This window comes from Dietzia sp. B44, assembly GCF_014145245.1.
GTDB lineage: Bacteria > Actinomycetota > Actinomycetes > Mycobacteriales > Mycobacteriaceae > Dietzia > Dietzia natronolimnaea.
Window position 1 is genome coordinate 1 of sequence record NZ_JAALEF010000522.1, and the last position, 12,727, is coordinate 12,727.

Genomic DNA, 12,727 nt, shown 5'->3' on the forward strand with positions numbered 1-12,727 from the left:
GACCCAGCGCGACCGACGGACCCGACTCCGGCATCGCCCCCGCCGGGCACGAGAACCTCTTCGTCCTGGTCCCCATCCCCGCCGACCCGGGTCTCGGCCACGGCGGCGTGGACGGCGCGGGCGACGCGACCATCGAGGCGGCGGCCGACCAGGCCATCGCCCAGATCGCCGACTGGACCGGGATCCCGGACCTGGCCGAGCGGGTGGTCGTCCGTCGCACCATCGCCCCGGCGGACCTGGAAGATGACCTCGGCGCATGGCGCGGCACCGCCCTCGGCCCCGCCCACACGCTGGCCCAGAGCGCGTTCTTCCGGACCCGCAACGTCTCCAGGCACGTCGACGGTCTCTACTACGCGGGGGCGTCCACCATCCCCGGGATCGGGTTGCCGATGTGCCTCATCAGCGCCGAGCTGGTGCTCAAACACGTCCGTGGCGACACGGGGACCGCCCCGGTGGCGGAGCCCGGCGGGGGCACGGTGTTCGACAGGTGATCGGGCTGTCCTATCTCCTGGTCCAGGTGGTCTCCTTCGCCGGGATCCTGGTGATCGACCACCGCTGGAAGCTGGCGGCGTTCCGTGCGCCCGCCGCCGCGGCGCTCGCCGTCTCCGCCTCCGTGGCGTTGCTGCTCACCTGGGACGTGCTCGGGGTGCGCAGCGGGGTGTTCTTCCGCGGACAGACCGACTTCATGACCGGGCTGCTGGTGGCGCCGGAGATCCCGTTCGAGGAGGTCGTGTTCCTGGCGTTCCTGTCCCACCTCGCGCTGGTGTGCGCGGCGGGGGTCTCGCGCGCGGTCGACCACGCGCGGGACTCCCGGGCGGCCAGGGCGTCCCGGCCCTCCCGGATGACGGGGGAACGCCGGTGACCAGCCTGTACACGACCCTCAACCTCACCATGTCCATCCCCGTGGTGGCCGTGGCCCTCCTCGCGGCCTGGCGCCTGCGCGGGCCCGAGAGACGCCGGTGGATGATCGGGGTCGGCGGCGCGCTGCTGATCCTCATGATCCTCACCGCGGTCTTCGACAACATCATGATCTCGGCCGGGCTCGTGGCCTATGACGACTCGCTCACCAGCGGCATCCGCCTGGGTGTGGCGCCCATCGAGGACTTCGCCTACGCCGTGGCCGCGGCGGTCTTCGTGCCGTCGGTGTGGGCGTTGCTCACCGCGTCACCCCGGGTCGGGGCCGAGGTGGGGAGCCCGACGGTGTCGGGGAGGGGGGACGCGCTGCTGACGCGCGCCCCGGAGCCCGGCGACGACGACGAGGTCCGCACCCCCGAGCGGCCCGGGACGCCGGGACTGCTCACCACGCTGTTCTGGTCGTCCCGGCCGGTGTCGTGGGTCAACACCGCCGCGCCGTTCGCCCTGGCGTACTTCCTGGCCACCGGGGGGTTCGACCTCGTCGGCGTGATCGGCACGATCTTCTTCCTGGTGCCGTACAACCTCGCGATGTACGGGATCAACGACGTCTTCGACTACGAGTCCGACCTGCGCAACCCCCGCAAGGGCGGGGTCGAGGGGTCGGTGCTCGAGCGGTCCCGTCACACGGCCACCCTCGTGGCCTCGGCGGTGACCACCGTGCCGTTCCTCGTGTACCTGGTGCTGACGGGGACGGTGGAGTCGTCCCTGTGGCTCGCCGCGAGCGCGTTCGCGGTGATCGCCTACAGCGCCAAGGGGCTGCGGTTCAAGGAGATCCCGTTCCTGGACTCGCTCACCTCCGCGTTCCACTTCGTCTCCCCGGCGATCGTCGGCTGGACCATCGCCGGTGCGGACCTGACCGGGGGGGTGTGGGCGTGCCTGATCGCGTTCATGCTGTGGGGTGCGGCCTCGCAGGCCTTCGGGGCCGTGCAGGACGTCCGCTTCGACCGCGAGGCGGACCTGAAGTCCGTCGCCACCGTGCTCGGGGCCCGGGCCGCGGTGTGGTTCGCGCTGGCCTGCTACGCCGCGGCGGTGGTCGTCCTGTTGGCGGCGGCGCCGTGGCCGGCCTCGGGGGCCGCCTTCGCGATCCTGCCGTACCTCGCCACCGTGGCGGTCTATGTCGGGGTCACCGACGCCGATGCCGAGCGCACCAACGAGGGCTGGAAGCGCTTCCTGGTGCTCAACATGCTGGCGGGCTTCTGCGTGACGCAGATCGTTCTGTGGTCGGTGCTCGTCTGGTCCTGACGCCGCTCGCCGCCCCCGCGGTCACGCGACCTCCGGGGCGCGCACGTCGAGGACGCGTCTGAGGCCTCAGCGCTGGACGCGGGCCATCCAGCGTTGCGAGGGCGGGCTGATGCGCCAGTTGCGGGCGATCGTCCGGAACGCGCGGGAGAACCGTCGGCGCATCGCGGCGGGATCGTCGAACGGGCGCGCGGAGATGCCCACGGTGAGCGACCGGTCCACCCGGAGGCGGTCGGCGGCACCGAACTGGAACGACAGGTCGATGTCGTCGTGCAGTTCCGGGTCCGATCGGTTCACCCCGTCCCGCACGCGATCCCAGGCCTCGCGCCGCATCGCCAGGTTCGACCCGAACAGCACCGGGTGCGCCATCGCGGCGCCCACGGAGACGAAGTACGCGTCCATGTAGAGCAGCCGGGCGGCGCGGGCCCGCCAGCCGCTGAGCCCGATGAACTCGCCCGGGCCGGAGATCGCCACGAGCTCGGGGTCCTCGGTGAACGCCTTGTCGATCCGCTGCACCCAGTCCGGGCCCGGGCGGGAGTCCGCGTCCAGGCGGGCGATCACGTCTCCCGAGGCCGAGTCGTAACCGGTGGCCGTGGCCGAGGGGATGCCCCGCACGGCCTCGGTGACCACCCTGGCCCCGGCGTCGCGGGCCACCTCGGCACTGTCGTCGGCACAACCGTTGTCCACCACCACGATCTCGTCCGGTGTCCTGGTCTGGCGACGCAGGGCCGCGAGGCACCCGGCGAGCTCGTGGGCGTCGTCGAGGACGGGGACGACCACGGAGATGCGCATGCCCCTCATCCTGCCAGCGGGGCGCCGACCCCATCCAACCGGGCGATTTGTGCACTGTTCCAGCGTGTGTGTAATCTGCTAGAGGCTTTAACCCCGAGCTGCGGAGTGATTCGCGACCCGGGGTGGCTGGCCCCCTTAGCTCAGTCGGTAGAGCGTTTCCATGGTAAGGAAAAGGTCGACGGTTCGATTCCGTCAGGGGGCTCGCACGGCACACCGGGCACGGCGATATAGCTCAGATGGTTAGAGCGCACGACTCATAATCGTGAGGTCCCGGGTTCGATCCCCGGTATCGCTACAAGAGAATACGACACGAACCGGCACCTCGTAGGGGGCGCCGGTTTCGTCGTTCCACGGCGCGGTGCCCTAGTTTGAAGGTGATCACTCTGAGGGATCGGCATACCCGATCCCTGTCGCCTCTCGCGAGGCGCTGTTCCGGTTTAGGCGGGCGAGTGTGAGTTGTCCCGATCTCGGTCGGGTGTGCATGGGGCCGAATGGTGCGACACCGTTCGGCCCCATGGCTAACCGCTACCGAGACCAAGTGTCAGTCAGTCACTAATGTTTAAGTGGGAGAGTAAGAGAGGGTTGCAACTATCATGTTGACCCCGTACAGTGACTTGCATCACCTAACAAGTACACGAGGGGTCTGACATGACTGCGAAGATCCGCCCACCGGACGGACCGTGGTCGCTCGCGTGGGCGAAGTCGCCCGACGATGACGGTGCCTGGCTTCCGCTGTGGCGTCACATGGCTGACTCCGCCGAAGTGGCGAACCGTCTATGGATGGAATGGATGCCGCCCGCCTCTCGAGAAGTCGTGGCGGCCGAGACGGGAAGCCAGATTCTGGCGGGTTCGCTTGCGGTCTTCCTCGCAGCCGCTCACGATGTCGGCAAGATCAGCGAGGAGTTCGCGAGCCAGAACGTCGAGTTGCGCGAGCGAATGTCCCGCGTGGGGTTCGCGATACCAAACGCTGCGGTCAGCTCGGGACAACGCAGGGAGAGGCCGCACGGATCGGTGAGCGCTAGAAGCCTCTGGGAGTGGCTGTTCGAAGCCATCGGGGGCCGCGGCAAGGCCTCGACGATTTCGGCGGTGCTGGCCGGTCATCACGGGACGTTCCCTCCAGGGCCGCCCCAGGAGTTGCCGGAGTCGGACGCGATCTGGGCCGAATCCCGCCGATCGGCGATCGACTTCGCTGTGGGGCTCTCCGAGATCACTGAGGCAGATCTCGTGCAGGTGGCCACTGTGGGACTCTCCCAGGCGGCGCAGGTCGTCCTCGCAGGTTTTGTCGTGGTGTGCGATTGGATTGCGTCCAACACGGAGTTGTTCCCGTACGGGACTGATGGGGAAGATGGCGACCGCGCGGCCAGGGGGTTGGCTGCGCTCGCTCTGCCGAGGCCTTGGTCGCCCAGCCCTCCACTCGATGATGCCGCGCTTTTCGCCGACCGTTTCGAGCTGCCGAAAGGTGCGTCTCCGAGGCCGGTGCAACTCGCCGCCGTTGAACAGGCGCGACTCATGATCGAACCCGAGCTCATGCTCATCGAAGCACCGACAGGAGAGGGTAAGACAGAGGCGGCCTTCGCCGCAGCCGAGGTCATCGCGGCCAAATTCGGATGTGGTGGGTTGACGGTGGCGCTCCCCACGTGTGCGACGAGCGACGCGATGTTCAGCCGAACACTGTCATGGCTCGATCGCAGTGTTCCCGCCGGAACAGTCGCCTCCGCACTGCTGACCCACAGTCGTGCGCGATTCAACGACGAGTTCACGGGCCTGTCCGCGGTTGTCCCGGATAGGGGGCTGGCGGGTATCCACGACGATTCCCCCTCGGGTGCCGGATCGCTGACCGCGCACTGGTGGCTCCGGGCCAGGAAGAAGTCGGCGCTCGCCGACTTCACCGTCGGGACCATCGACCAGGTGCTTCTCCTTGCGCTGCAGTCTCGTCATCTCATGCTGCGGCACCTCGGGATCGTCGGAAAGGTCGTGGTCCTCGACGAGGTACACGCGGCGGACAGCTACATGTCCCACTTCCTCGACCGGGCCTTGGAGTGGCTCGGTGCTGAACGGGTTCCGGTCGTCGCCTTGACCGCGACCCTCACGCCGGAGCGCCGATGCGCGATGCTCGCGGCATATCGGAGGGGGCGATCAGCGGCAGTGGGGGAGCAGATCGTGGCGGGCAGCCGACCGGGACCCGACTTCGAGGCGACAGCTGCTGCCACCGCGTTCCCCCTGATCGTCCGGGTGGGGTCGGGACTGCCGACTCTGACGGAGCCAGCGGCCAGCGGCCGGGAGACCGCCTATCGTATGGAGTTCGTCGGCGACGACGACGCTGAGCTTGTCCAGTCGGTGTCAGACGCGGTGAACAGCGGAGTCTGCGTCGTCGTCGTGCGGAACACGGTGGCCCGGGCGCAGGAGGTTTACACCGCCCTTCTCAACGAGCTGGGATCCAGTCGGACGATGTTGATGCACTCACGGTTCATCCTTGCAGACAGGCTCCACCGTGAAGGTCAGGTCAAGGAGTTGCTGGGCCCACCGGCGATCGGACGCAGACGACCCCCCGGCATGGTGATCGTGTCGACTCAGGTCATCGAGAGTTCGCTCGATATCGATGCGGACCTCATGTACTCCGACCTTGCTCCAATCGATCTGATCCTCCAACGAGCCGGCCGCTTGCACAGGCACGACCGACCGGCCGGCACCAGGCCGGGGATCGCGGCGACACCGAGGTTCCTCATCAGCGGCGTCGAGCTCTCGTCCGATGGATCGAGCCCGACCGTAGACAAGGGGTCATCCTATGTATACGGCGGTGCATCTCTATTGCGCACGACGGCAGTGCTCCGTGATCACCTCGAACGCACCGAAGGAATAGTGGAGTCGCCTCGCGACGTCGCAGACCTCGTCCGTGCCGCCTACTCACCAGACGCTGTCCCGCCAGCTGGGTGGGAGGACGACTGGCGCTCAGCCGAGAAACGGCGGCAGGAATCCGATGCGGAGAGAGAGCGTCGCAGCGGGGCGTTTCTTCTCCGCTCACCGGGTCCTGGGCCCGCCTACGGGTGGAACTCGGGATCATCTGACGAGCCCAGGGAAGAGGTGCTCGGACACGCCCAGGTCCGAGACGCTGAGAATTCTCTCGATGTAGTCGTCGTGCGTGAGGTCGACGGCCGCGTTCGGTCCCTGCCGTGGCTGGAGCGACGAGGTGACGAACTGGTCGACTCCGATCTAGGTGTCGACGACGAACTGGCGCGAGCCGTGGCGATGTGCACCGTCTCACTTCCCGCCTGGACTTTTCGTGGCAAACGGGAAGCCTGGCTCATCGAGGAGCTGGAGACGCGTGGGATCCCGGGGTGGCAGAAGTCGCCATGGCTCAAAGGGATGCTGCCGTTGCCGCTGAACGAGGACCTGTGGGTCCGGATCGGAGACCTGCACATGGAGTACGACCGTTCGACCGGACTGACCGTCCGGGTCAAGGGGGACGCATGACCGACACATTCAACCTCGTAGACAAGCCCTGGATCCGTATCCGCGACGTCGAGGGGGAGGTCCGGGAAGTCAGCCTGTCGGAGGCGCTCACCGAGTCGCACAGGATCGAAAGGCTCGCGGGCGAGCTGCCCACGCAGGACTTCGCCGTGCTGCGGGTACTGCTCGCCGTGCTGTACCGCGCGGTGGCGCCGGAGCCGACCGGCGATCCGGAAGGCGTGTGGGAGGAACTGTGGAATCAAGACAGGCTTCCCGCAGCAGGGCTCACCGCATACCTGGACGCGTGGAAGCCTCGGTTTGACCTCCTCGACTCGCAGAGACCGTTCATGCAGGTGCCTGACCTTCACACCTCCAAAGGGGAGTGGCGCAGCCTCGAACTGCTCGTCCCTGATTGCCCCGGTCCCGGGGCGATGTTTCGCCGACGAGATCCGTCGATCTCTCTGGGCCTGGGGGAGGCTTCACGGTGGCTCCTGCACTGTCAGGCTTATGACCCGTCGGGAATCAAGTCAGGCGCAGTAGGCGATCAACGGGTGAAGGGAGGGAAGGGCTACCCGACGCCCGTCGGATGGGCGGGCTGGATGGGCGGGCAGTACATCGAGGGGACGAACCTCCGCGAGACTCTGTTGCTCAACCTGGTGCTAGATCGCAGGTACGACCGTAGGGACATTCCTCTATGGGAGGAAGAGCAGCACCTGACCCAGGACGTGAGATCGCCTGAGATGTGTGGACCATTCGGTCAGCTCGGACTCCTGACGTGGCCTGAACGACGGGTGCGCCTCCACGTTGAGGAGGGGGAGGTCGCCGAAGTGCTCATCTGCAACGGCGATCCCATCCCGTACACCCTCCAGAGCGAGCACGAACTGATGACGCCCTGGCGTTTCAGCGAACCGCAGACCGCCAAGGCGAAGTCGATCATCTACATGCCGAGATCCCTGACCAGGGGGCGCGCGCTGTGGCGCGGTCTGGAGACACTGCTCCCAGATCCGTCCGGAGCAAAGGTCAAGACCAAGTACGGGGATGCGGAGTCCGCCCGCCCCTCCGGAGTGGTGAATTGGGTCGGCAAGCTCGTGAGCGAGAAAGTGCTCCCTCCTGGATTCCAGGTGAGGATCGTCGCGACAGGGGTCGAGTACGGCCCTCAGATGGCGGTGATCTCCACCGTCCTCGCTGATCGGCTCGCCTTCGCCGGCGTGCTCGCAGACGTCTCCTCCGGTGCACATCGCGCGGCGGCCACGACCGCGGTCGGTGAGACCGACGCCGCGATCCGGGCGCTCGGGAGCCTCGCCGACAATCTGGTCGTCGCGGCGGGTGGTGACGCGGGGCCCGCCCGCGAGGGTGCCGTGTCCGGCGCTTACGAGGAACTCGATCGTGCATTCCGACGCTGGCTGCGCGACCTCGGTCCGGAGACATCGCCCGACGCAAGTCTTCAGAGCTGGCGTGAGGGGTGTCGCCGGACGCTCGCGGCCAGGGGGGAGGAGCTGGTGCGGAACGCCCCGCCGGCAGCGTGGCGCGGCCGCGAGCACTCCGGGCATGTGGTTTCCGTGGGGCAGGCGGACCTGTGGTTCCATCGGTCACTCGCCAAGGCACTGCCCTTCCTGCCTCGTGACGACCTCCCGGCAACCAACTACGCCGACGACAGCACCACCGAGAGGACTGAACAATGATCACCACCGAGCCCGCACAGGCAGGCACGCGCCGCGAGACGCTGGAAAGCTACGTGCGAAGTAGGGCGGTCGGACTTCATAAGCGTCTCTCTGCCGGCGACAGCTCCGCCCGGGCGTCCCTCGCTCGGATGCGACGCGCGGTCGGCGCCGATATCGCTGTTCAACCCGAGGCGTGGGGAGAGGTCTACGCGGGATTTCCCGAAGAACTGGTGGGAGAGGGCGACGACGTCGGCCCCTACGAATACGCCGCGCACATCGCTCTGACCCTGTTCGCGCTCCATCAGCAGTCGCAGGCGCAACCGATGCACGTCGGCGGTCCGTCCGCGAGGTTGGGATCCGCGGTGCGAAAGCTGGCCACCCCGAACGACGCGCAAGAACACGAGCAGGCGACGCTTCGCCGGTTTCAGGCGTTGGTCACGGCAGACGAACTCCCTGAGATCGTGCATCACCTGAGGGGAATCGTCCTCCTCCTCAAAGCCAAGTCGATCCCGCTGGACTACGGACGACTCGCGTCGGACGTTGCGTCGCTTCACTCGCCTGAAGGAGCGACCAGGGTGAAGCTTCGGTGGGCGCGCGATCTGTACACCGCGCCGAGGTCTCGCCCGAACGCCCACCAGCCCCCGTCCAAGAACTGAGTCCTCAGCCCTCTCACTACAGGAGTAGCAATGACTACCTATATCGACGTACATATCATCCAAACGGTTCCGCCTTCCAACATCAATCGAGATGACACGGGCTCGCCCAAGTCCGCGGTGTACGGCGGGGTTCGCAGGTCTCGAGTATCGAGTCAAGCGTGGAAGCGGGCCACGCGCGCCGAGTTCTCTTCGCACCTCGACACCGCGGAGCTCGGGGTGAGGACCAAGCGGGTCGTCGAGCAAATGATCGGGGAGATCGTCGCACGGCGCCCCGATCTGGAGGAGTCCGCCGAGGATCTCGCCGCGAAAGTGCTCAAGGTCGTGGATATCAATTTGGCCAAGGAGAAGAAGGAATCCTCCGAGAAGCGGGAGGTACCGCAGACCGAGTACCTGATCTTCCTCTCGCGTGCCCAAATTTCGGCCCTCGCGGAACTCGCCATCGACTCCGTCGACAGCACTCCGGACAAGAAGTCGGTCAAGAAGGCGTTCCATGACGACACCTCTATCGACGTAGCCTTGTTCGGCCGCATGATCGCCAATGCGCCCGACCTCAACGTCGACGCCTGCTGTCAGGTGGCTCACGCGATCTCGGTGCACCCCGCCTCCAACGAGTTCGACTACTTCACCGCGGTAGACGACAAGGCGCCGGAGGACAATGCAGGCGCGGGAATGATCGGCACTGTCGAGTTCGTGTCATCGACGATGTACCGGTACGCAACGGTGAACGCCGACGCGCTCGCCGCCTCACTCGGGTCGATCGAGGCCGCTGCCAAGGCGGCCGAAGCTTTCGTACGGGCCTTCGCTGTGTCCATGCCCACCGGCAAGAGCAATACCTTCGCGAACAGGACCCGGGCCGACCTCGTCCTGGTCCAAGTCCGAGACGATCAGCCGGTCAACCTTGTCGGAGCCTTCGAATCCGCCATCGCGTCGACCACCGGTCGCACGGAGCAGGCGGTCTTGCGATTGGCCGAACACGCGGCCGACCAGGATGCCGCTTACGGGACCCTCCCCGTCGCCGGTGCGTTCCTCGCTGCAGGTGCCGCGGCGACCGAGACGGCGCTCGAGAAGCTCGGGGAGATCGGTCAGCGGGCCGACCTCAACGGTGTCGTCCGCCTGGTGGGCGAGCAGGTTCGCGAAAGGGTGGAAGAGAAGTGACCTCGCTTCTCCTCAGACTCGCCGGCCCGCTTCAGGCATGGGGCGACTCGAGTCGGTTCAACGACCGCACGACTAGGAGGGAACCGACCAAGAGCGGGGTCGTGGGCTTGCTCGCCGCTGCGTCTGGCCGGAGGCGCACCGATCCGATCGAGGACCTCGCTAGTCTGCGGTTCGGTGTCCGGAGCGATCAGCAGGGCCGGCTCGTTCGCGACTTCCAGACGAGCATCGACTGGCGCACCGGGAAGTCCAAGCCACTCACCTCTCGTCACTACTTGAGTGACGCATGTTTCGTGGTCGCGGTCGAAGGGGAGGACGAGCTCCTCGAAGGTCTGCGGGAGGCGCTCCGTCGACCGGTCTTCCCCGTTTATCTGGGGCGTCGATCATGCCCACCGGCCGGACGCGTGGTTCTCGGGATGCGGGACCCCGGAGTCGAACAGGCGTTGAGCGACGAGCCGTGGCAAGCCTCGGATTGGTATCGGAAGACGTGTTCGTCGCCCGCTCACCTCCCGGTGACCCTCGACGCCACGCAAGGATCGGTCCAGGACGAGTTAATCTCCGATCATCCTGTGAGCTTCGACCCCCGAGACCGTAGGCACGGAGTGCGAGCGGTCGTCCACACGGAGGTCATCGTCGACAATCCACTCGGGCGTCCGGGAGTCGGCCATGACCCCATGAGCATGTTGTGAGGCCACCTATGTACTTGTCGCGAATGCACCTGAATCCGCGTCGGCGGGGCACCCGACTCCTGATCGGCAATCCGCAGACCGTGCACGCCGCTGTGATGTCGTCCTTCCCCCCGACCGCACACGGAGAAGGCCGTGTTCTCTGGCGTATGGATCGCGACGGTGACCACTTGGCGCTGTACATCCTCAGCCCGACCGCTCCGTCGTTCGAGCACATCCAGGAGCAAGCCGGCTGGTCCAATCAGGAATCGTGGGACGTGCGTCCGTATGGCCGTGTGCTCGATCGGATCACATTGGGTCAAGAATACTCGTTCCGGTTGGTCGCCAATCCGAGCCGAATCGTCACGGGGGAGGACGGGAAGAAGCGTCGGTTCGCCCATGTGACCGTCGATCAACAATTGGGTTGGCTCACTGATCGTGCGTCCTCACTCGGTGTGGAGTTCATCGACGCCGGTGGAGTCTTCGACGATGAGAAGAGGGTTCCCGCCGTCGCGGTGACGTCGCGTGAGATCTCGCGTTTCCAACGCAAGGGAGCCACGGTGACAGTATCGAGGTCCCAATTCGATGGGGCGATCCGAGTCACTGATGTCGACGCACTCCGCAGCACTTTGACCAACGGCGTCGGCAAGGCCAAGGCATATGGGTGCGGGCTTCTCACACTGGCGCCACTCGGCCGGAGGTGAATCGTGAAGACACCCGGAATCCGTCCCTCCAAGTCCCGGGAATTGACCCGGGTGGAGGACAGAGTCACCTTCCTCTACTTGGAACACTGCACTATCGGGCGAGACGCGAATGCGCTCACCGCCACCGATGAACTCGGGGTCATCCATATCCCGAGCGCCTCGCTCGGGGTGCTGATGCTGGGCCCGGGTACGCGGGTCACCCACCAAGCAATGTGCGTTCTCGCCGATAGTGGATCGTCGGTCGTGTGGACGGGTGAGAACGGGGTGCGTTACTACGCCCACGGCAGACCATTGGGACGGTCGACGAAGCTGCTCGAAGCTCAGGCGCGATTAGTCAGCAACAATCGGTCCCGTCTCGCTGTTGCGCGGGAGATGTACGCGATGCGCTTTCCAGGTGAGGACGTATCGCGTCTGACCATGCAGCAGTTGCGCGGCCGGGAGGGTGCGCGCGTGCGGAAGTCGTATAGGGATTGGTCGGTCACGACCGGCGTGGAGTGGTCGCGGAGAGAGTTCACCGTGGACGACTTCGACTCGTCGGATCCGATCAACCAGGCCCTCTCTGCCGCGCACTCGTGTTTGTACGGCGTAGTCCATGCGGTGATTGTGGCTATCGGATGCTCGCCGGGGCTGGGGTTCGTCCACACCGGTCACGACAGGTCGTTCATCTACGATATTGCAGATTTGTACAAATCGGCCATCACCGTGCCCATTGCATTCCAGTCGGTTGAACAGATGGATCAAGATGACCCTGAAGCGCTTGCGGGGCTCGCCTCCACCGTCAGGAGGCAGGTTCGCGACGCGATGCGTGGACACCGGATCCTCAGTAGATGCGTGGCTGATCTACGTTTTCTGTTGCTACCGGAAACGGAAGATGAGGGTGAGGACGGGCTCGCGACGGTGATTGAACTCTGGGATGAGCAACTCGGGCGGGTGTCTGGCGGTACGAACTACAGCGAGGACGTGCCATGGTGACGATTGTCCTCACAGCTTGCCCAGCCGGGCTACGGGGTCACTTGACTCGATGGTTGATCGAAGTGAGTCCAGGAGTGTTCGTGGGCAGAGTCAATGCGAGGCTGCGTGATGAGCTCTGGAAGCTCATCCTTGAACTCGTGAAAGACGGGCGAGCGATCATGACTTACTCGACAAGGGAAACAGAGCAAGGGTTCGACTTTCGTGTCCATCGGCACGACTGGTCGGTAGAGGATTTCGAGGGGCTACGTGTGATGCGTAGAACCACCTCTAGTAAGCGCACCACCGGAATGCGTAGAGGTTGGTCTGCTGCGTCGCATCTGCGCCGGAGAAAGTAAACTAGAACTCCGAGTACTGCTCCATTTTCCGCTGGTCAGCCAGTGTCGTCCCCGCGCAGGCGGGGCTGTTCCTCATGGCGCCGTCCCCGATCGCGAACGCGGCCAGTCGTCCCCGCGCAGGCGGGGCTGTTCCAGCCTGCAACGACCCGGCCGCGAAGCTGGCCCAGTCGTCCCCGCGCAGGCGGGGCT

The 12,727-nt window shown here is 66.0% G+C and carries 11 protein-coding genes, 2 tRNA genes and 1 pseudogene; 13 read left to right on the top strand and 1 reads right to left on the bottom strand.

Annotated elements, in window-relative coordinates:
• The 3 genes and pseudogenes from G6017_RS16070 to lbtBC form a co-directional block, all read left to right on the top strand.
• Positions 1-491, top strand: a pseudogene (locus G6017_RS16070) (phytoene desaturase); the annotation flags it as partial.
• Positions 488-862: a lycopene cyclase domain-containing protein gene (locus tag G6017_RS16075; protein ID WP_182610710.1), complete on the top strand. Its 375-nt coding sequence runs from the start codon at positions 488-490 to the stop codon at positions 860-862. The pseudogene G6017_RS16070 and the gene G6017_RS16075, both read left to right, overlap by 4 nt.
• A complete protein-coding gene (gene lbtBC, locus G6017_RS16080) occupies positions 859-2,157 on the top strand; it encodes a C(50) beta-cyclic carotenoids biosynthesis protein LbtBC (RefSeq protein WP_182618253.1) in 1,299 nt (432 codons plus the stop codon). Before G6017_RS16075 ends, lbtBC begins: the two co-directional genes overlap by 4 nt.
• Positions 2,158-2,223: 66 nt before the next feature.
• Here lbtBC and G6017_RS16085 read toward each other — a convergent pair whose 3' ends face one another.
• The gene (locus tag G6017_RS16085) at positions 2,224-2,946 is read right to left on the bottom strand and encodes a glycosyltransferase family 2 protein (protein ID WP_182611256.1); all 723 of its coding nucleotides are present in this window, start codon (positions 2,944-2,946) and stop codon (positions 2,224-2,226) included.
• Positions 2,947-3,075: 129 nt separating this feature from the next.
• Between G6017_RS16085 and G6017_RS16090 the strand changes: the two genes are divergently transcribed.
• The 10 genes from G6017_RS16090 (at position 3,076) to cas2e (ending at position 12,538) form a co-directional block, all read left to right on the top strand.
• A tRNA-Thr gene (locus G6017_RS16090) sits at positions 3,076-3,148 on the top strand.
• 19 nt (positions 3,149-3,167) lie between these two features.
• Positions 3,168-3,241 (top strand) — tRNA-Met (locus tag G6017_RS16095).
• 353 nt (positions 3,242-3,594) lie between these two features.
• Entirely contained in the window at positions 3,595-6,417 is a 2,823-nt protein-coding gene (gene cas3 / locus G6017_RS16100) for a CRISPR-associated helicase Cas3' (RefSeq protein WP_182611257.1), read from the top strand.
• Entirely contained in the window at positions 6,414-8,075 is a 1,662-nt protein-coding gene (gene casA / locus G6017_RS16105) for a type I-E CRISPR-associated protein Cse1/CasA (protein ID WP_182611258.1), read from the top strand. The genes cas3 and casA overlap by 4 nt, the downstream gene beginning before the upstream one ends.
• Positions 8,072-8,710, top strand: a complete 639-nt coding sequence (gene casB, locus G6017_RS16110; RefSeq protein ID WP_182611259.1) for a type I-E CRISPR-associated protein Cse2/CasB — start codon at positions 8,072-8,074, stop codon at positions 8,708-8,710. The genes casA and casB overlap by 4 nt, the downstream gene beginning before the upstream one ends.
• A 30-nt stretch (positions 8,711-8,740) precedes the next feature.
• Positions 8,741-9,865: a type I-E CRISPR-associated protein Cas7/Cse4/CasC gene (gene cas7e / locus G6017_RS16115; protein ID WP_182611260.1), complete on the top strand. Its 1,125-nt coding sequence runs from the start codon at positions 8,741-8,743 to the stop codon at positions 9,863-9,865.
• A complete protein-coding gene (gene cas5e, locus G6017_RS16120) occupies positions 9,862-10,551 on the top strand; it encodes a type I-E CRISPR-associated protein Cas5/CasD (RefSeq protein ID WP_182611261.1) in 690 nt (229 codons plus the stop codon). Before cas7e ends, cas5e begins: the two co-directional genes overlap by 4 nt.
• An 8-nt stretch (positions 10,552-10,559) precedes the next feature.
• A complete protein-coding gene (cas6e, locus tag G6017_RS16125) occupies positions 10,560-11,231 on the top strand; it encodes a type I-E CRISPR-associated protein Cas6/Cse3/CasE (protein WP_182611262.1) in 672 nt (223 codons plus the stop codon).
• A 3-nt stretch (positions 11,232-11,234) separates the two neighbouring features.
• Entirely contained in the window at positions 11,235-12,203 is a 969-nt protein-coding gene (cas1e, locus tag G6017_RS16130; RefSeq protein ID WP_182611263.1) for a type I-E CRISPR-associated endonuclease Cas1e, read from the top strand.
• A complete protein-coding gene (cas2e, locus tag G6017_RS16135; protein WP_182611264.1) occupies positions 12,197-12,538 on the top strand; it encodes a type I-E CRISPR-associated endoribonuclease Cas2e in 342 nt (113 codons plus the stop codon). The genes cas1e and cas2e overlap by 7 nt, the downstream gene beginning before the upstream one ends.
• Positions 12,539-12,727 lie beyond the last annotated feature (189 nt).

Bases quoted from the DNA above. Each gene is read 5' to 3' on its own strand.
- G6017_RS16085 (WP_182611256.1), bottom strand. From the start codon at position 2,946: ATGCGCATCTCCGTGGTCGTCCCCGTCCTCGACGACGCCCACGAGCTC.
- cas3 (WP_182611257.1), top strand. From the start codon at position 3,595: ATGACTGCGAAGATCCGCCCACCGGACGGACCGTGGTCGCTCGCGTGG.
- casA (WP_182611258.1), top strand. From the start codon at position 6,414: ATGACCGACACATTCAACCTCGTAGACAAGCCCTGGATCCGTATCCGC.
- casB (WP_182611259.1), top strand. From the start codon at position 8,072: ATGATCACCACCGAGCCCGCACAGGCAGGCACGCGCCGCGAGACGCTG.
- cas7e (WP_182611260.1), top strand. From the start codon at position 8,741: ATGACTACCTATATCGACGTACATATCATCCAAACGGTTCCGCCTTCC.
- cas6e (WP_182611262.1), top strand. From the start codon at position 10,560: ATGTACTTGTCGCGAATGCACCTGAATCCGCGTCGGCGGGGCACCCGA.
- cas2e (WP_182611264.1), top strand. From the start codon at position 12,197: ATGGTGACGATTGTCCTCACAGCTTGCCCAGCCGGGCTACGGGGTCAC.